Annotated in this window: 20 protein-coding genes; 12 read left to right on the top strand and 8 right to left on the bottom strand. The window is 59.2% G+C overall.

What is annotated here, in order from left to right:
* Positions 1-36 precede the first annotated feature (36 nt).
* The 3 genes from BBSC_RS06875 to glgX all read left to right on the top strand — a co-directional run bounded on the left by BBSC_RS06875 (position 37) and on the right by glgX (position 4,001).
* On the top strand, positions 37-951 hold the full coding sequence (locus BBSC_RS06875; RefSeq protein ID WP_033517019.1) for a Nif3-like dinuclear metal center hexameric protein: 915 nt from the start codon (positions 37-39) through the stop codon (positions 949-951).
* 114 nt (positions 952-1,065) lie between these two features.
* Positions 1,066-1,632 carry an NUDIX hydrolase gene (locus tag BBSC_RS06870; RefSeq protein ID WP_374042833.1) on the top strand — a complete coding sequence of 189 codons (567 nt, stop codon included), beginning with the start codon at positions 1,066-1,068 and terminating at the stop codon, positions 1,630-1,632.
* Between the two features lie 224 nt (positions 1,633-1,856).
* The gene (gene glgX / locus BBSC_RS06865) at positions 1,857-4,001 is read left to right on the top strand and encodes a glycogen debranching protein GlgX (RefSeq protein ID WP_144414438.1); all 2,145 of its coding nucleotides are present in this window, start codon (positions 1,857-1,859) and stop codon (positions 3,999-4,001) included.
* Here the strand turns inward: glgX and BBSC_RS06860 are convergent.
* Positions 3,958-4,602: a DNA topology modulation protein FlaR gene (locus BBSC_RS06860; RefSeq protein ID WP_193349491.1), complete on the bottom strand. Its 645-nt coding sequence runs from the start codon at positions 4,600-4,602 to the stop codon at positions 3,958-3,960. The genes glgX and BBSC_RS06860 overlap by 44 nt on opposite strands.
* A 95-nt stretch (positions 4,603-4,697) precedes the next feature.
* Here BBSC_RS06860 and BBSC_RS06855 point away from each other — a divergent pair, with 95 nt between their 5' ends.
* The 4 genes from BBSC_RS06855 (at position 4,698) to BBSC_RS13025 (ending at position 7,621) form a co-directional block, all read left to right on the top strand.
* On the top strand, positions 4,698-5,276 hold the full coding sequence (locus BBSC_RS06855; protein WP_046726303.1) for a nucleotidyltransferase family protein: 579 nt from the start codon (positions 4,698-4,700) through the stop codon (positions 5,274-5,276).
* Positions 5,277-5,398: 122 nt separating this feature from the next.
* A complete protein-coding gene (locus BBSC_RS06850; protein ID WP_033517013.1) occupies positions 5,399-6,049 on the top strand; it encodes a GyrI-like domain-containing protein in 651 nt (216 codons plus the stop codon).
* A 141-nt stretch (positions 6,050-6,190) separates the two neighbouring features.
* A complete protein-coding gene (locus tag BBSC_RS06845; protein ID WP_231649372.1) occupies positions 6,191-6,637 on the top strand; it encodes a MarR family winged helix-turn-helix transcriptional regulator in 447 nt (148 codons plus the stop codon).
* 120 nt (positions 6,638-6,757) lie between these two features.
* On the top strand, positions 6,758-7,621 hold the full coding sequence (locus BBSC_RS13025) for an MFS transporter (RefSeq protein WP_051923147.1): 864 nt from the start codon (positions 6,758-6,760) through the stop codon (positions 7,619-7,621).
* 13 nt (positions 7,622-7,634) lie between these two features.
* Here the strand turns inward: BBSC_RS13025 and BBSC_RS06835 are convergent, their stop codons facing one another.
* Entirely contained in the window at positions 7,635-8,189 is a 555-nt protein-coding gene (locus BBSC_RS06835) for a DNA-3-methyladenine glycosylase I (RefSeq protein ID WP_033517011.1), read from the bottom strand.
* Between the two features lie 372 nt (positions 8,190-8,561).
* Here BBSC_RS06835 and BBSC_RS06830 point away from each other — a divergent pair, with 372 nt between their 5' ends.
* Positions 8,562-9,365: a MerR family transcriptional regulator gene (locus BBSC_RS06830; RefSeq protein ID WP_046726302.1), complete on the top strand. Its 804-nt coding sequence runs from the start codon at positions 8,562-8,564 to the stop codon at positions 9,363-9,365.
* A 470-nt stretch (positions 9,366-9,835) separates the two neighbouring features.
* Positions 9,836-11,080 carry an MFS transporter gene (locus BBSC_RS06825; RefSeq protein ID WP_033517007.1) on the top strand — a complete coding sequence of 415 codons (1,245 nt, stop codon included), beginning with the start codon at positions 9,836-9,838 and terminating at the stop codon, positions 11,078-11,080.
* Positions 11,081-11,190: 110 nt separating this feature from the next.
* On the opposite strand, the gene BBSC_RS13935 is transcribed toward BBSC_RS06825, so the two are convergent.
* A complete protein-coding gene (locus tag BBSC_RS13935) occupies positions 11,191-11,499 on the bottom strand; it encodes a hypothetical protein (protein ID WP_049183034.1) in 309 nt (102 codons plus the stop codon).
* A gap of 156 nt (positions 11,500-11,655) precedes the next feature.
* Between BBSC_RS13935 and BBSC_RS13930 the strand changes: the two genes are divergently transcribed.
* Positions 11,656-12,117: a GNAT family N-acetyltransferase gene (locus tag BBSC_RS13930; protein ID WP_161787633.1), complete on the top strand. Its 462-nt coding sequence runs from the start codon at positions 11,656-11,658 to the stop codon at positions 12,115-12,117.
* A 282-nt stretch (positions 12,118-12,399) separates the two neighbouring features.
* On the opposite strand, the gene BBSC_RS06810 is transcribed toward BBSC_RS13930, so the two are convergent.
* The 3 genes from BBSC_RS06810 to BBSC_RS13310 all read right to left on the bottom strand — a co-directional run bounded on the left by BBSC_RS06810 (position 12,400) and on the right by BBSC_RS13310 (position 16,025).
* Positions 12,400-13,032 (bottom strand): DNA-binding protein, encoded by a 633-nt coding sequence (locus BBSC_RS06810; RefSeq protein ID WP_033517001.1) that lies wholly within the window; start codon positions 13,030-13,032, stop codon positions 12,400-12,402.
* 1,212 nt (positions 13,033-14,244) lie between these two features.
* Entirely contained in the window at positions 14,245-15,462 is a 1,218-nt protein-coding gene (locus tag BBSC_RS13695) for a hypothetical protein (RefSeq protein ID WP_144414437.1), read from the bottom strand.
* A complete protein-coding gene (locus BBSC_RS13310; RefSeq protein ID WP_081892870.1) occupies positions 15,459-16,025 on the bottom strand; it encodes a DUF4365 domain-containing protein in 567 nt (188 codons plus the stop codon). The genes BBSC_RS13695 and BBSC_RS13310 overlap by 4 nt, the downstream gene beginning before the upstream one ends.
* Positions 16,026-16,223: 198 nt before the next feature.
* Here BBSC_RS13310 and BBSC_RS06805 point away from each other — a divergent pair, with 198 nt between their 5' ends.
* Together BBSC_RS06805 and BBSC_RS06800 are read left to right on the top strand one after the other, a co-directional pair.
* Positions 16,224-18,566 (top strand): Dam family site-specific DNA-(adenine-N6)-methyltransferase, encoded by a 2,343-nt coding sequence (locus BBSC_RS06805; RefSeq protein WP_197074464.1) that lies wholly within the window; start codon positions 16,224-16,226, stop codon positions 18,564-18,566.
* A 73-nt stretch (positions 18,567-18,639) separates the two neighbouring features.
* Positions 18,640-20,343 carry an AlwI family type II restriction endonuclease gene (locus BBSC_RS06800; protein WP_033516999.1) on the top strand — a complete coding sequence of 568 codons (1,704 nt, stop codon included), beginning with the start codon at positions 18,640-18,642 and terminating at the stop codon, positions 20,341-20,343.
* Positions 20,344-20,390: 47 nt separating this feature from the next.
* Here the strand turns inward: BBSC_RS06800 and BBSC_RS06795 are convergent, their stop codons facing one another.
* Positions 20,391-20,678, bottom strand: coding sequence for a hypothetical protein (locus BBSC_RS06795; protein WP_033516998.1), 288 nt, complete (start codon positions 20,676-20,678; stop codon positions 20,391-20,393).
* An 87-nt stretch (positions 20,679-20,765) separates the two neighbouring features.
* Positions 20,766-21,830 (bottom strand): GH25 family lysozyme, encoded by a 1,065-nt coding sequence (locus BBSC_RS06790; protein WP_033516997.1) that lies wholly within the window; start codon positions 21,828-21,830, stop codon positions 20,766-20,768.
* Positions 21,831-21,887 lie beyond the last annotated feature (57 nt).

Raw genomic sequence — 21,887 nt, 5'->3', positions numbered from 1 at the left:
CGTTTCGCCGTCAGCACAACCCGTAAGGAGAACCGTATGACCACGCTCAAGCAGGCCGTCGACGTGCTGGAGACCCTGTACCCGCTGCGCTACGCGGAGGAGTGGGACGAACCCGGGCTGATCGTCGGCGATCTGGCGGCGCCGGTCACGCGCATCGCGTTCGCCGCCGACCCGACCGCCGCCGTGGTCGGCGAGGCGGTCGCGCGCGGCGCCGACCTGCTGGTGTGCCACCATCCGCTGCTGTTTCGTTCCGTGCATCAGGTGTCCGGGGCGGGCGTGCGCGGCGACATCGTGCGCACCCTGTACCGCAACGACTGCGCGCTGTGGGTCGGCCACACGAACGCCGACGCGGCCTATCGCGGCGTCGGGCAGGCGGCCGCCGACCGGTTCGGCCTGATCGACCAGCATCCGCTGGTGCCGATCCGCGACGAATCCGCCGCTGCGGCCGGGCACGAGGCGGGGCTCGGGCGTGTCGGGCGGCTGCCCGGGGCGATGCCCTTCGAGGCGTTCGCGCGCCGCGTGGCCGAGGTGCTGCCGCATACCGAGCTTGGAGTGCAGGCGTGCGGACCGCTCGGCCAGATGGTCGAGACCGTGGCCGTGCTGCCCGGCTCCGGCGATTCGCTGTTCGACGAGGTGCGCGCCGCCGGCGTCGACGTGTACGTGACCAGCGACCTGCGCCACCATCCGGCCACCGACGCGATCGAGCAGGCGCGCTACGAGGCGAGGATGCGCGCGGACGGCATCATGATCGGCTCGGGCGACGCGCGCGTGCGCCCGCTGCTCGTCAACACGCCGCACTCCGCCATCGAATCGCTGTGGTTCGACTATGCGCTCGAGGACGTGCCCCGGGCGATCGAGGCGGCGACCGGCGAGCGGCCCGCCGCCGAGCGGATCCGCATGAACACGGATCCGTGGAACCTGACCATCGCGCCGTCCGGCGCCGGCCGGTGACCGCGGCGAGGCGGGCGAATGGACGAAGGAACGACGGATGAGGGGGAGCGGCGGATGAACGCGCCATCGATACGCATGCACGAGCACGAACGGGACACGGCCGACGACATCGACATGGACGCGCCGGTCGAGGTCCGCGCGCGCAGCACCGTCTACCGCGGCGCCATCTTCACCGTGGAGGACATGACGATCGCGCTGCGCACCAAGGGCGGCGACGCCGTCGAGATCCGCCGGCAGGTGCTGCGCCACGCGCCCTGCGTCGTCATGCTCGTGCACGACGTGGCCGCCGACCGCTACCTGATCGAACGGGAGTACCGCGTCGGCTCCGACCTGTTCGCCTACGGGCTGCCGGCCGGGCTCATGGACGAGGGCGAAAGCGTGCGCCAGGCGGCGCTGCGCGAACTCGCCGAGGAGACCGGGGTAGAGCCGGTCGGCGACGCCGACCTGACCGTCGACCACGTCGGCGACTACTACTCGTCGGAGGGCATGACCGACGAGCTCGCGCACATCATGGTCCTGCATCTGTCCCGGTACACGCATACGCCGCGCCATTTCGACGCGGACGAGCATGTCGAGTCCGCATGGGTCGGATGGGACGAGCTGCTCGCGCTGCCGATCACCGCGTCGAACTCGATCATCGCGATCCAGCACGAGCGCATCCGCCGGCTGACGGAGCGGTAGGAGGCGGGGACGGTCTGGCCGACGTCTCGCGGCGGTGAATCGCACATGAAGGGAACATGGACGACGCGCGGCGGCCGGCTGAACGCGGGGCGCCGCAAGGGGCGGGACCACGGCGTCCGTCGCCCGTAGACCCCAGCCCCGACAACACCCGGCGCGATTCGTCGGCGAAGAAACCTCGCGCAACATGTCACGAAAGTACACACCGACGTGAGATACTGGTAGCTATGCAGATCAGACCAGGTTCGATGTATCCGCTGGGAGCCAGCTATGACGGCGCCGGCGTGAATTTCGCATTGTTCTCCCAAGTCGCCGAGAAAGTCGAGCTGTGCCTGTTCGACGATAACGATAACGAGACCCGTGTCGCGATGACCGAACAGAACTCCTACGTATGGCACAACTACATTCCCGGGCTCCAGCCGGGGCAGCGCTACGGCTACCGCGTGTACGGCCCGTTCGACCCCGACCGGGGCCTGCGCTGCAACCCGAACAAGCTGCTGCTCGACCCCTACGCCAAGGCCATCGAAGGCAACATCGACGGCGACGAGAGCCTGTTCTCCTACTGGTTCAAGTCCCCGGACAGCATCACGGCGATGAACGACCTCGACTCGGCGGCCCACACGATGAAATCCGTGGTCGTCAACCCGTATTTCGACTGGGGCAACGACCAGCACCCCAACATCCCCTACCATGATTCGGTGATCTACGAGGCGCACGTGCGCGGCATGACCAACCTCAACCAGGACGTGCCGCCCGACATCCGCGGCACCTACGCCGGCCTCGCCTACCCGTCCGTCATCGAATACCTCAAGAAGCTCGGCATCACCGCGATCGAGCTCATGCCGATCCACCAGTTCGTCAACGACTCGTTCCTGCAGGAAAAGGGGCTGAGCAACTACTGGGGCTACAACACGATCGGCTTCTTCGCCCCGCACAACGCCTACTCCAGCTCGGGCGAGCGCGGCGAGCAGGTCAACGAATTCAAGTCGATGGTCAAGGCCTACCACCGCGCCGGCATCGAGGTCATCCTCGACGTGGTGTACAACCATACGGCCGAGGGCAACAACCGCGGGCCCATGCTCAGCTTCAAGGGCATCGACAACAAGGCCTACTACCGTCTGGTCGACAACGACCAGCGGCACTATTTCGATACGACCGGCACCGGCAACTCGCTGCTCATGCGCTCGCCGCACGCCCTGCAGCTGATCACCGACTCGCTGCGCTACTGGGTGACCGAGATGCACGTCGACGGCTTCCGCTTCGATCTGGCCGCCACGCTGGCCCGCCAGTTCCAGGAGGTCGACAAGCTGTCCGCGTTCTTCGACATCGTCGAGCAGGACCCGGTCATCTCCCGCGTCAAGCTCATCGCCGAACCGTGGGATCTCGGTTCCGGCGGCTACCAGGTCGGCGGATTCCCGTCCAGCTGGTCCGAATGGAACGGGCGCTACCGCGACTGCGTGCGCGACTTCTGGCGCTCGCAGCCGTCCACGCTGCCCGAATTCGCGAGCCGCCTCATGGGCAGCTCCGACCTGTACCAGATGAACGGGCGCCGCCCGGTCGCCTCGGTGAACTTCATCACCGCGCACGACGGCTTCACCATGAACGATCTGGTCAGCTACAACGAGAAGCACAACGACGCCAACGGCGAGGGCAACCGCGACGGCGAAAGCAACAACCGCTCGTGGAACTGCGGCGTCGAGGGGCCGACCGTGATCCCCGACGTGGTGGAGCTGCGCGAACGGCAGATGCGCAACATGTTCTCCACGCTGCTGTTCAGCCAGGGCATCCCGATGATCTGCGGCGGCGACGAGGTGGCGCGCACCCAGCAGGGCAACAACAACGCCTACTGTCAGGACAACGAGATCTCGTGGACGAACTGGGAGCTGGACGAATCGCAGAAGAACCTGCTCAGGTTCGTCTCCAAGCTCATCCACCTGCGGCTCGAGCATCCCGTGCTGCACCGGCGCCGCTTCTTCACCGGGCGCGAGCAGGGCGACGGGCCGGAGAAGATCCCGCAGGTCGAATGGTTCGATCACACCGGCTCCATCATGGACATGGACGACTGGTCGAACACGCACGCCTTCTCGGTGATGATCTACCTCAACGGGTCGGACATCCCCGAAACCGACTGGTACGGCAAGCAGATGGTCGACAACGACTTCATTCTCATCTTCAACGCGCACTACGAGCCGATCATGTTCACGCTGCCCGACGAGAAGTACGGGCGCAAGTGGCAGCTGGTCGTCGACACGCATAATCCGGACGGGCCAGAGCTGAACTATGAGGCCGAATTCGTGATCACCGCCCTGTCGCGCAGCTTCCTGCTGCTCATGAGCGCGAAGCTGCCGCAGCAGCAGGAGCAGCTGTTCTGAGCTGCTGCCGGCACAGGCCTTGCGTGAACCGGGTGAGCTGCCGCTGATTGCGGATCACCACGGTTTTCGACGCATGGCGGTGCCGGATGGCGCGATAGCGGTTGCGGTGGCTTGCGTCGCAGCCCTGATGCAGGACCCACCAGACGAATTCCGCGTCGAGGCGCTCCTCGCATCCCGCCGCCATGCTGGGGCGGGAGCGGCCGCGATAGGCGTGCAGCCGTTTGCATACGCGCCACAGGCGGGCGAATCGGTTGAACAGCAGCATGACGATGAGATCCGCCGAGGCGAGCCGTTCCCGCTCGCACAGATCGGAGTAGTTGCCGTCGATCACCCATGCGTCATGCCGTTCCAGGAACTCGGCGACCATGGACCGCTGCTCGCCGACCGGCCGCGTCCGCCAGCCCGGCAGGAACTGCACCGCGTCGAGGTGCAATACCGGCAGCCCCAACGATTCGCCCAGCGCGCGGGCCAGCGTCGATTTGCCGCCGCCGCTGTATCCGATGATCGCGATGCGCCGCGGCGCCCCGCTGGCGACGGCGTCGGCCCCGGTTCCCCCGGGGGTGTCGTGCGCTCCGTATGCTCCCGTTCCGTGTGCAGTCATGTCTGACGATGATACCAGCGGCGCGGGCGTGGTACCGTATGCGGTGTTGATGGTGTATGCGAGCGGTATGTCAGACAGCGGAAAGTGGGGTGCCGATGGCGTTGCCGGTGCGACGGTTCCCTGAATCCGAGGCGGATATCGGGCAATTGGTCGCCGCTGATGGATGGATGATGCGGGTGCTTGCGGCCGCGAAGGCGATGAGCCTCCCCGACTGGTGGATCGGCGCGGGCTTTCTGCGCAATCGTGTCTGGGACGCCATGGAGGGCAATGAACCGGTCCGGCCTCGCGACGTGGACCTGGTGTATTTCCATGCCTCTGATACCGCGCCTGAAACGGATTGGGCCTTAAGCGACCGCGCGAACGAACGTTTCCCGTTCGCCTGCTGGGAGATTCGCAACCAAGCCCGCATGCACGTCAAGGACGGCGTGGCCCCATTCCGCTCCACGGCCGAAGGCATCGCCCACTGGACCGAAACCGCCACCGCCGTTGCCATCAGACTCGACGAGAACGGCAAGCTGTCCTTTCTCTACTGCTACGGCTCCGCCGACCTGCTCGATCTGATAGTCCGTCCGGTGACGGTCGATGGCGCAACCATGCCGCGCGACCTGGTCGAACGCCGCATCCGCGACAAACGATGGCTGGAGCGCTGGCCCGATCTGACCGTCCGCCTGTGATATTGCCGGGGCTCACAACGGTTTGTTGTACCCGCGTTTGACTGGCGGAATGTGCCTTTAGACTGGAATCAGCAAGCGCACGATGAGGCGCGCGACCCTGTTTCCGATATCAGGAGGTAACGATGGCATTCGACTATAAGAAGGAATATAAGGACCTGTATCAGCCGAAGACCGTGCCGGCCATCGTCATGGTGCCGGCGATGCGGTTCGTCGCGGTGGACGGTGTGGGCGACCCGAACGAGGAGGGCGGCGACTACGCCAAGGCGATGCAACTGCTGTATGGCATTTCGTTCACCGTCAAAATGAGCAGGAAATCAAAGAACCCGGCCGAGCATATTGACGGGTACTTCGACTACACCGTGCCTCCGCTGGAGGGTTTATGGAGCATGGGAGAGGGTGTTCCCGGTGTTGATTACGCGCGCAAAACCGACTTCCATTGGACTTCGATGATTCGTCTGCCGGAATTCGTGACCGATGAGGCCTACGCATGGGCCAAGACATCATTTGCCTCCAAGCATCCCGAAGCCGACATCGATCGCGCATATCTTTTCGACTTCGATGAAGGCGTGGTCGCGCAGGTCATGCACAAAGGCCCGTACGACGACGAGCCCGCAACCGTGGCGATTCTGGACGACTACGTGCGCTCGCAAGGCTACGAGCTCGACTTCTCCGACACCCGCCGTCATCACGAAATCTACCTGTCCGATCCGCGCCGGTCCAAACCGGAAAACCTCAAAACCATCATCCGTCATCCGATAGTGAAAGTGAACTGACTCTCGGCGGTCGCCGATGGGTTTGGGCCGTCTTTCGAATGTGAATATGCGGCGTATGCCCGACCTCGATGAATCCATTTGTCGAGGTACCTTGTATTATTTATTAGGTACCTTGCAAAAACGATGGGGGATACTCGGAACATGACGATGGATGACAAGACGTTGGCGGGGCTGTTCTATGAGGTGGCGCGCATCAGCCACCAGCGCGAGACGCGACGCGATCATTCGTTGATATACGGCAGCGGCCAGACGCGCTGCCTGCTGACCGTCAGTGGTCTTGGACCGGTCAGCCAGCGCCGTCTCGCCGCGATCCTCGGCATACGATCGGCGTCGCTGAGTGAGCTGCTCGGCAAGATGGAGACACGCGGTTGGATCGTGCGCACGCCGCATCCCGAAGATGGGCGCACCTATCTGGTCGCGCTCACCGATGAGGGCAAGGCCGAGGCGATGCGCCGGCGCGCGGCCGCCGATGGGTCATCCGGCGAGCTGCTCGAGGCGCTCACCGCGCAGCAGCGCGAGCAATTCGCCGAAATCCTCACCGTGATCAAAGAACACTACCGGGAACTCGACAAGCACGACATTCGGTAATACCTTGGCTCCCCTCCCTGAAGGGAGCTGTCACGAAGTGACTGAGGGGGAGTGGTCGGGCCGGCCCTGTGCGGCTCCCTTCAGCCTCGTTATGCTCGAATTGATATACGAAACGGAATCATGTCAAATACCACAACAACCATTGAACAAGCACCACTCAGCAATCGCCGTCGCACGCTGATCTTCATCAACATCATGCTCTCGTGCATCGCCACCACCATCATGGCCACGGCGCTCACCACGGCGCTGCCTCCCATCGCCAAGGATCTGGGCGTCACCATGCAGACCGGCCAGTGGCTCACCAGCGGATACTCGCTGGCCATGGGCATCGTCATGCCGCTCACCGCGTTCCTCATCACGCGATTCCCCACCAAACCGCTCTATCTGATAGGCGCGGCGCTGTTCATCGCCGGCTCGTCGGTGATGATGCCGCTGTACGTGCAGACCATCAAGGGCGATTCGGCGTCGATGGCCGGACTGGTGGGCCTGCCCGGTTCGCTGGCCATGGCGGTCATCAGCCCGATGGCCGGCAAACTGTACGACCGATTCGGCGTAAAGCGGCTGTTCCTGGTCGGCGGCATCTGCCTGACGGCCAGCAACCTGTGCATGGGGCTCCTGCCGCTGGACGCGTCGATCTGGGTGGCGGCCGCTATCAACGTGATGCGCTCGCTGGCCATCGGCTGTCTGATGATGCCGTTGGTGACCTGGGGCACCGCGTCCGCCGGCGAAGGTCGGCTTGCCGATGCGAACGCCCTACTGACTGCGCTGCGCACCATCGCCGGCGCCATCGGACAGGCTGTGTTCGTGGGCATGATGACGGCGTTGGCCGCCTCGGCGCAGTCCGGTGGCATGGATGCGGCCGCCGCCAACATGCACGGCCTGAACCTGACGTTCCTGGCCATGGGCGCGTGCGCAGTACCGCTGATCATCATCCCGCTCGTGTTCCTGCGTAGGAAGAACGGTTCGGAGCGCTCGGCCCGGTGAATCCTTTCGCGGGTCATCTTTCCCGGTGCAGGAAGCATCCCGGCTCATGCGCATTGATGACGCCGATGGATTGCAGATAGGCGTAGACGATGGTGGTGCCGATGAATCGCATGCCATGCGCCTTGAGATCCGCTGCGACGGCGTCGGACAGACGGGACATCGTCATGCCCGTCTCGTAGATGACGCGACGGCCGGTGAACTGCCAGATATAGTCGTCGAAACTGCCGTACGACGTCTGGATATCCCGGAATGCGTTGGCATTGCCGACCGTCGCGACGATTTTGCGACGGTTGCGGATGATGCCCGGATCGTCCATGAGCTCTGCGATCTTGTTCTCGTCATAGCTCCGGATCCGTTCGATGTCGAACCCATCGAACGCCTGACGGAAACGCTCGCGTTTGTTCAGTATCGTCTCCCATGACAGTCCGGCTTGGAAGGTCTCGAGCACCAGCATCTCAAAGAGGTGGTGGTCGTCATGCGACGGAACCGCCCATTCGGCATCGTGATAGGCAACATAGACGGGATTGCTGAGATTGCACCAGCCGCAGCGCGGGTTCATGTCATCCATGTGCTCTCCCTATGGGTTGTCGGAGACGGTTGGCTTTAGATGTTGATTCGATGTGCGATCCAGTATAAACGGTGCGTCTGGATGGTGGTCCGGATGTGCGGGTTGTCTGAACCGTATTTGCCGGATTGCAGGTATAAAGGGGCTGATTACTGCGGTTGCAGGTATTTCGGTACTAGTTAGGGGCGATTCCGGGCTATAACTCGACACCTTTTACCTGCAACCCATTCCCGTCCACACGATTGCACGGTCGGTTGCAGGTATTTTGGTGTCATCTGAGATCGGGAAAGCTGAATTGATGTCCGTATCTACGTCAGTATCTACGTCACTGTGCTGATTTGACCCTCACATGATGTCATGCTTTAGCCTATAACCATGAATGACCGGCAATCACACGACATGGGTACCCCGGCGGAGCGTATTTCCTATCTCAACGTAGGGGAGGTGTCGCGGCTGACGAACATCAGTATTCGCATGCTGCGGCATTGGGACGAAACGGGTCTGGTGTCTCCACAACGCGACTGGAATGGATACCGACTGTATTCCGATTCGGACCTCAGCCGACTGCGCAGGCTGCTGTTGTATAGGGAGCTCGGCATACCCGTGCCGCGTATCAAGCAGCTGCTCGATGCCAAGCCGAGTGAGGTAATACGCGAGCTGGCGGATCGTCGGGGCCGACTTGCACGCAAGGCGGAACAGATCAATCAGGCATTGGCCGATATCGATCGGCTTATGAACATCGCACAGAAAGGAATCGATATGAATGATGCGACGCGGCAATCCCGCGAATGGGCCGAAGAAGCACAGAGCCGTTGGGGCGGGAGCCGGCAGTGGATGCAGGCTGCGGAATACCAGGTGAGGAGAACGTCTGATATGCGGGAGCGCGACATGAAGCAATTCGAAGCCATCGAGCAGCAGCTCGCCGATGCCATGCGGCGCGGTGTGAATCCCGGCAGCGATGAGGCCAATGAGTTGGCGGAAGCCCACCGTCGTTCCCTGGTATGGTTCGATGTCACCCCGTCAATGCACGTGTGCCTTGGCCGCATGTACGTGGCCGACGAGCGTTTCGTACAGCATTACGATGCTTTGGAACCGGGTTTGGCCCAGTGGCTGCTTACGCTGATCGAAGCCAACGCGACAAGATTCGGTGTGGATCTCGACAATGTGACATGGCAGTGAGATGTGATTGGTCGGTATCGAAATTATCGTGATATGAACGTCGTGCCGGTTAGTTGGCTCACGAATTGGCTCACATCGTGTGAGGGATTGCGGCGATCGCGACGGTATCGTCCAAGACGGATGAGCCGCGGGGCCTTTTGCTATGCTATACTGGCGGCATGTTTCATGGGAATCAGGTTCAAGAGGTGCAGGCCACGCGGGTGGTCCGCTTGACCGTTCCCGTTCTTTTTGTGGGCAACATTCGGCGTTCCTAGGGAGTAGTGTGCCCATTTCCGCGTAATCACGATTCTGTGAGGCGAAAGCATCCGTCATATATGACGAGGCGCTGCCGCTTTTGCCGTTGCGTGCCGCCCGATTTTGCCGCTGTCGGGCATGACTCGGCGTCTTTCCGCGACGATTTGGGCTCGCTGTTCCCGTTCAATCCTCGACATTGTCTGACATTGGATGATTGCGATTGATGGGAAAACGTTATGGAGCTATTGCATCGGGGAGCCGCGCCCAAAGGTAATCTGCGGCTGTATTGCGTCTTTCTTGCCGCCACCGGATTTGTGCTGGACCGGGCCGTGTTCCTGGTATATGTGGGCCAGCATGGTCTGGACGTGCAACAGGTGGCTTTGTGCGAGGCCATGTTCCAATTGGCCACCGTGATGTTCGAGATCCCGACCGGCTGGGTGTCCGACCGGTTCGGGCGTAAGACATCGCTCATGGTCGGCACCTCGCTGCTGGCGGCATACAACATGGGAATGCTGCTGGTCCAAGGTTTTGCGGGCTATATGGGCATGATGGCCCTATGCGCCTTCGCGTACACGTTCTTGTCCGGCTCCGACAACTCGTTGCTGTATGAGCTGGTGGAGGCCGCGCGGGCTGATGCGGGCGGCGGAACGGAAAGGAATTATCTCTCATACAGCTCGCGTGCCATGGCCGGGCAGCAAATCATGCTGGGCGTCTCGGCCTTGTTCGGGGCTCTGTTGGCGTCGTATTCATGGACCATGCTGTACCTGCTGATGGCCGGCGTCTATGCCGCTGAATTCGCGATGCTGGTCGTTGTGAAGGAGCCGCAGGCCGGGCGCGGCGCCGGCGGCGATCCGAGCCGGAACAGACCCGGGAGAGTCCGCCCGCGTACGTTTGCGACGCATTGGACGACATATGCGCCGGCATGGGTGTTCGCCGTCTTTTTGGCCGCGACCGCCGCACTGGATATGACTGCGATGGGCTATGCGAACTCCACGCAGATCATTTTCGCGGCGTCGGGAATCGCCCTGCCGATGATCGGACTGTTCTCCGGTTCATCCCGGATCGCCAACGCCGGTGCCTACCTATTGGCCGGATGGCTGACGAAACGATTCGGCCGCAAGGCGGTGCTCGTGGGGACGCTTGCGGCCCAATCCGCGGCGTTCGTCCTGCTGCCGTTGGCCGCGGGGTCGCCGATGACGCTGCTCTCGGTGAGCGTGATGGCGCTGTTCCTGGCGGAGATGCTGTTCATCGTCGTGGAGAGCGTCACGCAGGATTATCTGGTGAATGCCACCAGGGCGCGCATTCTATCCGTCATTTCCATGGTGCGCTCGCTCATGGGCGTGGCCCTGTACGCCGTCATCGGGACCACGCTGAAGCTATGGGGCGTTGGCGTCACGCTTGGCGTTCTGGCCGTCATGATGCTGGCGCTTACCGTCGTGGCTCTTGCGGTGGCGGCGCAAATGCGGCGGATGCATGAGTGACGGTCCTGCATGCGTGGCGATCCTAGCCTGCGATTCCTGTTGGGTGGGGACGTGAAGGATTCCGAGCCATCGGGGTCGCGGGACTCTTCCAAAACCCGACGGGACTGTGTTCAGAAACGGAATTCGGGGTAATCGGCGTCCGGCCGGCGCGGTGATCCAGCCGGGCCGGCCTGATCCCGGCCAAGGTTCGCCACGAAAACGGAAGGCTCCTCAGGGAACACCCACCGGTTCAGATAGTCGATGAAATCCCGTTCGTCATAGCACAGCCCCCCATGCGCACGGTATTGGCGCGCATGGGGACTCGTCCTCAGCCATCGGGTGCAGAACTCGAGACAGTATTCCTCCAGATCGTCCGCGACGCGGTCCGGAACCGCATACACCTTGCGGTCGTTGTCCGCACTGAGTATGACCCGCTTCATTATGCCTCCCGCAAGTGCCGTCCGGAGCGATGCCCCGACGGCAACCGTTCGTTCATCCTCCGCCACATAGATCCTCCACGATCCCATGCCTGGTTTACACTATCAGGTATGCGGTTCATGATTCGCGGGTATCGGCCCGATGACGCTGAGACCACGATGGCGGTGTTCCGGCGGGCCGTGACCGATACTGCCTCCCGGGATTACAACAGCGAGCAGGTTCACACATGGGCCGGGCATACCGGCACGCTTAGGCAATGGAACGAACGCCGGATGGCGGTGCATACATGGGTCGCCGAAGTCGCGGAATATCCGTTTGGGGGCCCGTTACGGGAATCGTCTGGAAGCGAGAGCGTCCTGGCCGGGTTCATTGACGTCGATGACGCCGGGTACATCGACGTGCTGTTCGTGGATCCTTCATGCTCCCGGCGCGGCGTGGCCTCGCTGCTGCTCGGACAGGTCGAGCGGTTCGCCGGCGCGGCCGGCCTCGACAGGCTCACCGTTCATGCCAGCATCACCGCGCGACCGTTCTTCGCGAAACATGGCTTCCGTGTGATCGGGATTCGGCACCCGGCAATTGGCGCCGTAACGTTCACCAACTATCTGATGTCCAAGCCGTGACCGGAGGCGTTCCGTTGGGAATCGAGGTCTTGGTTTAGGCCAGTCCTCTTGATTCACCGTGGAATCGTTGGAATCAATCCGCTCTTGAATTTCGAGTTTCTTGGTTCAGACCGTTGGAATTGACGAATCGTGACGGCCGCTGTTGACAAAATGTTAGCGTCTCGGAACTTCGGGGCTGCAGAAACGTTCGGCATGTCGAAACATGGTCAAAAACCGTCGCTGTTTTTCGGTGCTGTACCTACGCTCGCCGAAGAGGTGACTGAAGAGAGCGGCAATGGTTGTCTACTCATTGTGCTGTGGCTCATGTTCGAGCACGAGTTTCATCTTGCTGTTGTCCATCAGCCATGCGTGCAGGTCCCGGTCCATGATCATCGCCAGATCGAAACAGGCCTGCACCGCGTCGGCCAGTGTGATGCGCCGGTTCTCGCCCGGCAGCGGGATGCCGTTGACGAGCGGCTCGTGGTGAGCGACTCGGTTGCGCAGGGCATGCACGGTCTTGACGATGTCCAGTGCGTAGTTTCTTGTCCACTTGGCGTTCGTGTCCAATGCGTGCCGACGGCCGCCGGGGAAGGCCTTGGCGATTCCCGCGCGCCAGAGGTCGTTCTCGTAGTCGGCACTTCCCTCGTCTGGCCAATGAGCGTGGATCGCGCCGCCGTTTTCCAGCAGATTGCGCCAGAATCCGAATGTCAATGCAGCGACGAGATGGCCGCGCGTGTGCCGTTTCTTCTGTTGGATGGTGAGGTGGCCCCAAGCCTTGCGGATCTGACGCTGGGTGCGGTCGTCGAATCGAAGTCCTGCCATGTACCAGTCCTCGGTGTCGGCCTGTTCCAAGGAAATGAGGGACAGCTGCCGGTCCATGTGGTTGCGCAAGGCGACTTCGAGGATGGCGATGTCGCCCACGCAGGCACTGGCCATGTCATGATCCCACAGGTACAGTCGCAAAGCCGAGCATGAGCGCCGCTGCGCCTCACGATCATACGCGGTAAGCCGTTCGTCGGTGATGCACGCCCGTAACGCTCTCTCCTGTGGGCTTCCCTTGTGAGGGGTCTGCGAGAGGAAGTCGGGTGCAGGGTTTGGCTGTCGGCTCATGACCCATTATCATATTCCATGAAATCCCCCAAAGGGCCTCTCCGGACGGCCTTCGACTGAGCCGTGATGCACTGGGGGTTCTTTTTTGTCTGACAGCTTTGCGGCGTGATTCGTTCGGTGGGTACTTCGTCGAGTAAAACAGGTGCCGGTGCAGGTATCGCCTAAACCCAAATCGTTGGAAAACCAGGATGCGCGCATAAGCCCGTTCGGAAAATGCCATTCCGACACGCCTCTCTTGGAAGAACAAACCCCCGGTCGCAAACGCCATAGAAGTTCCTATAGGAACCGTCTGCGCAACAAAAAGAACGCCCTACATCCCAGTCGGGAGTAGGGCTTATCTGTCGGGCTGACAGGATTTGAACCTGCGACATCCTGTTAGGATTCGGGGGTTCTTGGCTGGCCCTAGCGCTTTTGGCTCATCCCAAAACCGTTGGAATTAAGCCATTCTTCGTTTTTCTGTTTCTTTGTTCAGACTACTCTGATTGGTTGATTTCGACGGTCATCGTTACGGAATCGTTACGGGGATTTCGTCCTTTTGCCTCAGCCCCGGCAGTTTGGTCAGAGCTACCTGCAATCCAAGATGGCGAACCGTGGATCCATCCAGTTGCGATCCTTTCAGGCCAACCTTATCGCTTGCATCCTGCAACCGTTTTCAGACCCGTCAGCATGCTTGAGCAGTAGAGGGGCACGAGGCCGCAATACCTCAATTCGAGGATTCATCACAGCTTCCGTCCCCGGTCATTCCTCCGAATAAATGGTTGAATAAAGCCTCACCGGCTTCTTGTTCATCGAGTACATCTACCCATGATTATTCTAATCCTTGGATACCTCTACTACCTTGGCAGCCTCTTCAAGTCTTCAAGGCTTGCAGCTTATCCTGATGCAGCAGCTCATCGCGGAACAGCTCCACGTCACCGACATGCAAGTATCCCAACTTCGCTCTCCTCGCTTCTGTTTACTATCTGGTGATTTGCTTAGGCTTGTTCTCCTTGTGAGAGACAAACTTCACTAGAAGTAATACCTCAACAAGCCTATAATTTAAAAAAAGGATCCTTGTCCATCTGCAATTTTTTGCTTATCCTTACCGCTTAGCTTAATGTCATCGCCATCGGGCTGAGAGAGCGCGATGGACTCAATGCGGACTTCTTGGGGGTCAATGATCTCGGCGCCTCGTTGCATTCTTTGCAACGCACCGGTGACAGAAAATGCATGTTGCGTCTTATGGGCTTCAATAGCTTTTTCGTATTGTTCGGCACTCAAGAAAACAGTAACTGTGTTAGGAACATTTTTACCGAATGTCCTAAGGCGAATTTCATGTTGTCCTCTATCTAAAGAATTGTCCAGGCGAACGATTTCACCCACGACTCGCATTGAAACGGGAGTTCCTGTTTCGTCAAAGAACTCTTTGGCTTTTGCGACAATTGGCTGCATTTTAGGGAATACGACAAATTCACAAACTTTATGTGGTGCAGAATTGCCAGAAGAAGCAAAAGATACGGTCACAGAAGATTCATCGACATCGGACAGTTGAGATATTGCATCAAGAAGCTCATAGGACACTCCTTCTTGAACCGCTTCGTCAAAAACTTTATAAGAGCTATCGGCATCATTGCTCTTAATAACTTCAGAAACACTGACATCAACCGCTTTTAGTGCTCGCGTGAGAGTATCGGTCACAGCACGACCAAGAATAACTTTTTGCTTGTCTGACGTTTTTTGCGAATCTGACACTTCAAAAGCATGATTTGAAGGCACATAGGCTGTGACTATATAGCTGCCAATCTGAGTCTGTCCCATAAAGGAATCACGAAGAACAGAGTCCTTAGCTTTGTGATTCGTCGTCCCGAATCTTTTTTGAGTGGAAACGGCAGCTCTAGCGGCGGCACCAAGAAGCCCCTCTGCGCTTGCTATCAAATGACTACCAGATGACCAACTGATCAAGCCGCTTGCAGTTCCCGTATCTTCACGCAAAATGATCGGATCGTAAGCTCCGAAAACGGCTTCTTTGACATAAGCGCTAACCTGATCATACTTTGCACCATACATTGCAGAAAGGCGATTTAGCACACCATCAATCACATTAACGTAATCTGCCGCATCTTTGTTTTTGGGTACAATAAGGGCAGCCGAAACGCCGTCAGCCTCTTTCTCCCTTGAAGGATACCAAAATTCAGCCTGATTAGATTCAAGTGCTCCCTTAACCCAATGCAATTCATCAAACAATGCATAGAGTAGATCAGCGTGTGAGATCATCATAGCTTTTCACCCGCCTTTATCTTTCCAAAAATTGTGCATAGTGCAGCATCATCAAATACCTGAGATCTAGGAGCGGAGACTGTGACATCACTTTCCCCTGAAACCTCACCGAAGCCTTGAATCGAAGTCCAATAACATCGATATTTGATCTTTGAGAAATCATCGTTGGCTTGATACCAATTTTGTATTTCCGGATCGACGTCCATGATGACAATGATTCTTGGATATGCGGGATTGTCTATCCTAAATTGATCATATCTATCATGGCTAAGTTTGGCCGATATTCTTGTTCGATCAGCATTCCACCTGTTTTTACTGGCAGTTGCTTTAAGCTGAACATGCAATGGCCCAGACATCTCATTCCTGCTTGGGCACTCGTGGGTTATCATCAAATCTACGCCATTGTCGATTTGAGGTTGCGCGATATTACAGCCCGCTGCTGCAGCGATCACTTCAATCAGGCCTATCTGTAGCAACTCTTTCAGATTTGATTCCCTAGACGGCATCCCGCGATGAATGTCGAGATTCGAGTGAGATTCTCGCGTGGCAGTCAGGTCGGTCATGTCTGCTTATCCTACAGGAGATCTACGAGATCCCTGCTCTCCCCGCAGGTTTTCGGACATACATCTCACCCAATGGACAGACGGAGCGGCTGTCAAGCCTCGCTCATCCCTTTCCTTGATGGATCTGTCCAGAGAAAATGTCATACTCTACAATAGACATTATCAACAATGAGATCCACTACCACGACGGAGGTGCGAATGGACAGTTTACTCGAAGAAGCTAGCGTCCAGTTCTTCAACGAGACAAAGGGACTGTTTGACATGCTGCCGATGTTCGGCGTCGACGCAAACGATCTCCTCCTCCGTCTCGGCACACCTGAGACAGCGCTCTCTAAGGCATACAACACACCGGAATGGGCGCAGGTGTGCACCCTTTTGATCAGAAAAGGGGAAGAGGAGCCATCCTGGTGGCGAACTCCACTGGGCAACTATGCCGCTCAGAACCTGCCGATTGAGGATCGGACGATTTCGAAGGCGGAAGCCGCGAAGATTCTTGGAGTTAAGAGCGGGACTGTCGCGACGCTTGTCAGTCGGGGTACTCTTCGCTCCGAAGATGGTAATCCTTTCCTCCCCGACGTGCTAGAGCGCATGCTGAAGCCTAAGAAAGTGGGACGTCCCCGTAAGAAAGCTGCCGACAGCGAAGACAAAGCGACAATCGGAGCAGGCGTCACAGCCAACAGAGTGAAGCCCATCCTGAAGTGGGCTGGTGGCAAGTCTCAGATGCTTGACGTGCTTCTCCCGAAGGTGCCTGCGCATTACGGCAAGTACATCGAACCCTTCTTCGGCGGCGGCGCCCTGTTCTTCGCGCTCCAGCCCGAGAACGCTGTGATTGCCGACAGCAACCCTGAACTGGTGAATCTGTACACGCAGGTCAGGGACAACGTGGAGGGCGTGATTTCCGTCCTCTCCGGCTATAGGAACGAAAAGGAGCAGTTCCTGAGCGTCCGCGCGTTGGATTGGTCAGCCCTTCCCCCGGTCGAGGCCGCGGCCCGTACCCTGTATCTGAACAAGACGTGCTTCAACGGCCTGTACCGCGTCAACCGCAAGGGACAGTTCAACACGCCCTTCGCCAACTACAAGAACCCCACGATCTGCGATGTCGAGGCATTGCGTGCCGCTTCGCGCGCACTCGCCAGCGCGACGATCGTGTGCGGTGACTATACCGACGTGCTCTCGGAGTATGCCGAGCCCGATGACTTCGTGTTTCTTGACCCGCCGTACATCCCGGTGTCCGAGTACTCGGATTTCAAGCGATATACGAAGGAACAGTTCGAGATCTCCGATCACTCCCGATTGGCGATCGAGTTCTCCCGACTGCATGCACTGGGTTGTCATCTGCTGCTGACCAACTCGAACCATCCGTTGGTGCACGAACTGTACGGCCAGTATGAGATTCAGGTCATCCCGACGAAACGTTCCGTGGCCTGCCGCGCGAGCAGCCGTACCGGAGAGGATACGCTGGTCATCGCCGAGCCAGAGTCCAAGGCCCTGCCAGCGGCTTCCGTCAATCCGCTTGAACTGTCCAAGCAGGTCGAGTTGTATCCCTCAACCCGTTTCATGGGTTCCAAGCAGAAGCTGCTGACGGAATTGTGGGATGTGGCGTCGCGGTTCAAGTTCAACTCGGTCGTCGATCTGTTCTCCGGTTCGGGCATCGTCAGCTACATGTTCAAGGCGCAGGGCAAGCAGGTCATCAGCAACGACTACATGGCCATGAGCGCGACCTTCACCAAGGCGATGGTCGAAAACCAGACCACTACGCTACCTCTCGATGACGCGCGACGCCTGCTCGAAGACTGCCCGACGGATGATTTCGTGGCGACCACATTCAAGGATTTGTACTACACGGACGAGGAGAACCATCTGATCGACGTGCTACGCACCCATATCAAGTCCATCGAAGACCCCTACCAGAAGGCCATCGCGATGACTGCCCTGATCCGGGCCTGCACGAAGAAGCGCCCGCGCGGCATCTTCACCTATACCGGTCACCGGTACGACGATGGGCGCAAGGATCTCAAGAAATCCCTATCCGAGCAGTTCCTGGATGCCGTGGAGGCGGTCAATAACGCCGTCTTCGACAACCGGCAGCAGAACATGTCCATCCGGGGCGATGCGCTCCAGTTTACGGCCGATCATCCCGATCTCGTGTACATGGATCCGCCTTACTGCTCGCCGTTATCGGACAACGAGTATGTGCGCCGGTACCATTTCGTCGAAGGACTGGCCTGCGACTGGCAAGGCGTTCAGATGCAGGAGCACACCAAGACCAAGAAGTTCAAGTCATACCCGACTCCTTTCTCGTCACGAACCGGTGCCGCCGCAGCATTCGACCAACTGATCGAGCGATTCAAGGACAGCATCCTGATTATCTCCTACTCGTCCAACAGTCAGCCGACGAAGGAAGAGATGCTGGAGATTCTCGGTCGTCACAAGAAGAACGTTGAGGTCGTGCCGGTCGATTACCGATACTCGATCGGCACCCAGCACAAGGGCGACGCGAACCGCAACAAGGTCGAGGAATACTTTTTCCTTGGCTGGTAGATGAATGGTACAGGCGGGGAGAATCATGCCGGAAATGGCGATGTGGTCTTCTCCCCGCCTGTAAGCTGGGGACATGGGTAAGCAAATATCGATTTGGAACATCGGCAACACGGGCCTGCGTAATCCGCTGCGCATCTGGGAAGGACTCCAGCTGTTCGCCGAATCTCCGTTCAACGGCAATCTGCGAGGCGACAATGAAGACCGTTTCCAGACACTGCTCAACAACGCCGGTCTCGTCCACTCAACCGGCAAGGCGGAAGACACCAGCAGCTACGCCAGGAAATGGCGTCTCATGTTCGGCCGGTTCGGTTTCATTTACCCTCAAGTCAAGAAGAAAGAGGGCAAGCAGGAAGATCTCGGACCGATGGACAAGGTGACGCCTTTCGGCGAGACCTTCCTCAAGGCCAAGACCTATCCGGCCCAACAGGAGTGCTTCCTGCGCTCGCTTAGCCTTGAGCAGTTCGAGGTCCCCGGTGATTTTGGCTTCTTCTCTCCGCTACGGTGGATTCTGGCCGTGATGCTCGGACTGGAAAAAAGAACCGGCACCAGTGAGATCAGCCGCATCGAGTTCTCCCTCTGGGGGCACACCACCGATCCCAGTTACGACATCAACGAGGTTGTGGAGCACATCATCGATCTCCGTAATCGACGCAAAACCGCATCGGCCAAGAAAAGGTTCGATGCTGCGGAGATCAAGAAACGTGGTGAGGACTACGACAAGAAGAGTGATAACTTCACTGATTACAGCGACATGAACATGCGCTATCTGCGTATCAGTGGAGTCGTACAGCGAAAAGGCCGCGGTCTCATCATCGTTCCCGCCAAACACCTGCTAGCGGAAAAACTTGCAAAGACCACGGCGAGTCGCCGTCCCATCATGGACGTGTATCGGGAACTCTGCAGCGGTGCCACACTGCCTACGGATGATCTTGGCACCGCCAAGGCCCTACTAGCCAACACAGAGGCACAGCTGAGGAAGAACCATATTCTCTATGATCTGAGTGGCCGTTCTCTGAAGACCATCGCCGAAATCAACATCGCACGTCAGGAACTGGAAGAGCTCTGGCAGCAAACCGACGAGATCAAGTATGCGAAGGAGCAGCCGGCCCAATGGCAGGAGATTTCCGACTACATGACATTGCTCATCAAGGGCGGCGGAAAGAAGATCGACAACGCAGACGAGGACAACGGCATCGAGGTTCCCAAAGATGAAACGCCGGTTTACCTTGAGTGGACGCTTTGGCGCGCCGCACTCGCGCTCGGGAATCTGACCAACCACCCCAGCGAAGTCCGGGGATTCCGCCTTGATTCAGATTTCCTTCCCGTCTCTACGGCAGGTGGTGGCCAAGGCGATCTGTATTGGGAGTACGGAGATTTCACTATTCTGACTGAAGTCACCATGTCCGCGTCTTCCAGACAGGAAGCGATGGAAGGGGAACCGGTCCGGCGTCATGTATCCGACGCGGTGCTGAAGTACGGTGAGAACAACATACCTGTGTATGGTCTGTTTGTCGCGGTGAGAATTGATACCAACACCGCCGAGACCTTCCGACACGGTGTCTGGTATGCCAGAGGCGATGTCAAGCAGCGGCTCAATATCCTTCCTCTGCCGCTTGAACAGTTCCGGGCATATTTCATTTCTCTGTTCCAATCCAAGGAACCGGCAAAGCATAGAAAAGTGAAGGAACTGATCGAAACTTGCGAGGCCCAGCGCGATGTCATGGAAGCCCCTGCGTGGAAGGAATACATCAAACAAGTAGCCTCTGCTGGCGTATGACAATGGATGTCGGGCGATAAGATGACACTGCCCGACATCCATTTTTTCTAAGACAGTACGTCCTTGTCCTTGCTGAATTTGCCGCTGAATACTTGGTTTACCAAGGTGTAGACGGCTTGCGCGACGCCGATGACTCCGGTGAGGATGATGCCCCATCCGTAGCCGTGGAAGCCGTTGGTGGCGGCGATGGCGATGACGCCGAGCAGGATGCTCACGCCGAGGCTGGTCAGGCCCACGTAGTCGGCGGGGATATGCTTCTTGAACGCCTGAATCAGCGCCGGCGCGATTAGGGCAACGATGCCGGCGGCTAGGGTGGTTGCCGTGGGAATGTCCATAAGGTTCTCCTTGGATTGGTCGGTCTTGGATATGAAAGTGGCGGCCTCCGGCGTGGTGCCGAAGGCCGCAGACGATTCGACGGCTGCTTAGTAGCGCAACTGCTGTCCGGGGTAGATGAGATTCGGGTTCCGTAACCCGTTGAGCTGGGCGACGCGCTGCCAGCCGGAAGCGCCGAAGATGCCGCTCAATGTCTCGCCGCTCTTGACGACGTGGATCCGAGTGCCGGTCGCATTGGTGTTGGCGGCGGTGCCATTGCCTCGGTAGGTGACGGTCTGGCCGGGCCAGATGCGGTTGATGTTCCCGCTGGGTACGCTCCATGCGGTCACGGGCCACAGGCCGGTGCGGGCGGCGATGCCGCTGATGGTGTCGCCGGAACGCACCACCACGCTGTAGCCATTACCCGTACTCGGCCTGCTCGGCTGGGGTGCGGGTTGGGGCTGCGGTGCCGGAGCGGGCGTATTAGTGTTGCCGGGGTTGGCGTACTTGTTCCACTGGGCGGCGGTGCCACGGAAGTAGTTCAGATCCAACGGGCCCGCATAACCCGCAATGCGCCCGTTGCTGGTGTACTGGCGCATGGCCTCGCCGTAGAGCCCGTAGTTCCACGGACGGCTCTGGTAGCCGGTCGCCGCGTTGTTGGCGTACTGCGCCACCCACAACCCGCAACGGCCGCGTACATCGGCCGGGATCTGATACAGGTATGCGGCGCTCGTGTAGACGAGCGGCCATACCCCGGTCCTCGCATGCACGCGGTTGACGAAGACGCGCACCCAGTTGGAATCACCCCACGCGGCGTTCTGGTAGCCTTCCCAGTCGAGCACGAGGACCGCCCGGCCGATGTAGGGGCGCACGGTGTTGACGAAGTGGTCGGCCTCGGCCGTGGCGTTGCCGCCGCCGGCGTAGTGGTAGAAGCCGAGGCTCTTGTTCCGCTGCTGTACGCACTGCGCCTGGGATGTCATGTAGCCGTTGGTGAAGCCGGTGCCCTGCGTGGCCTTGACCACGGCGAAGTCGTAGTCGGCGGTGCAGGTGACGGTCGGCGACTGCCAGCCGCTTACGTCGATGCCGCGCATGTCGGCCATCGCGCTGGGCGTGACGGTGAACATGGCGAGCAGCAACGCCACAGTCGCAAGTAATCGGTGTCTGATTTTGGACATGCCTTTGTCCTCTCCTATGGGGAAAGCCCCATGGCGATTGGCGTCGCATGGGGCTTC

The sequence above is a fragment of the Bifidobacterium scardovii JCM 12489 = DSM 13734 genome, assembly GCF_001042635.1.
Taxonomy (GTDB): Bacteria; Actinomycetota; Actinomycetes; order Actinomycetales; family Bifidobacteriaceae; genus Bifidobacterium; species Bifidobacterium scardovii.
This window is presented reverse-complemented; position numbering and strand designations above follow the sequence as displayed.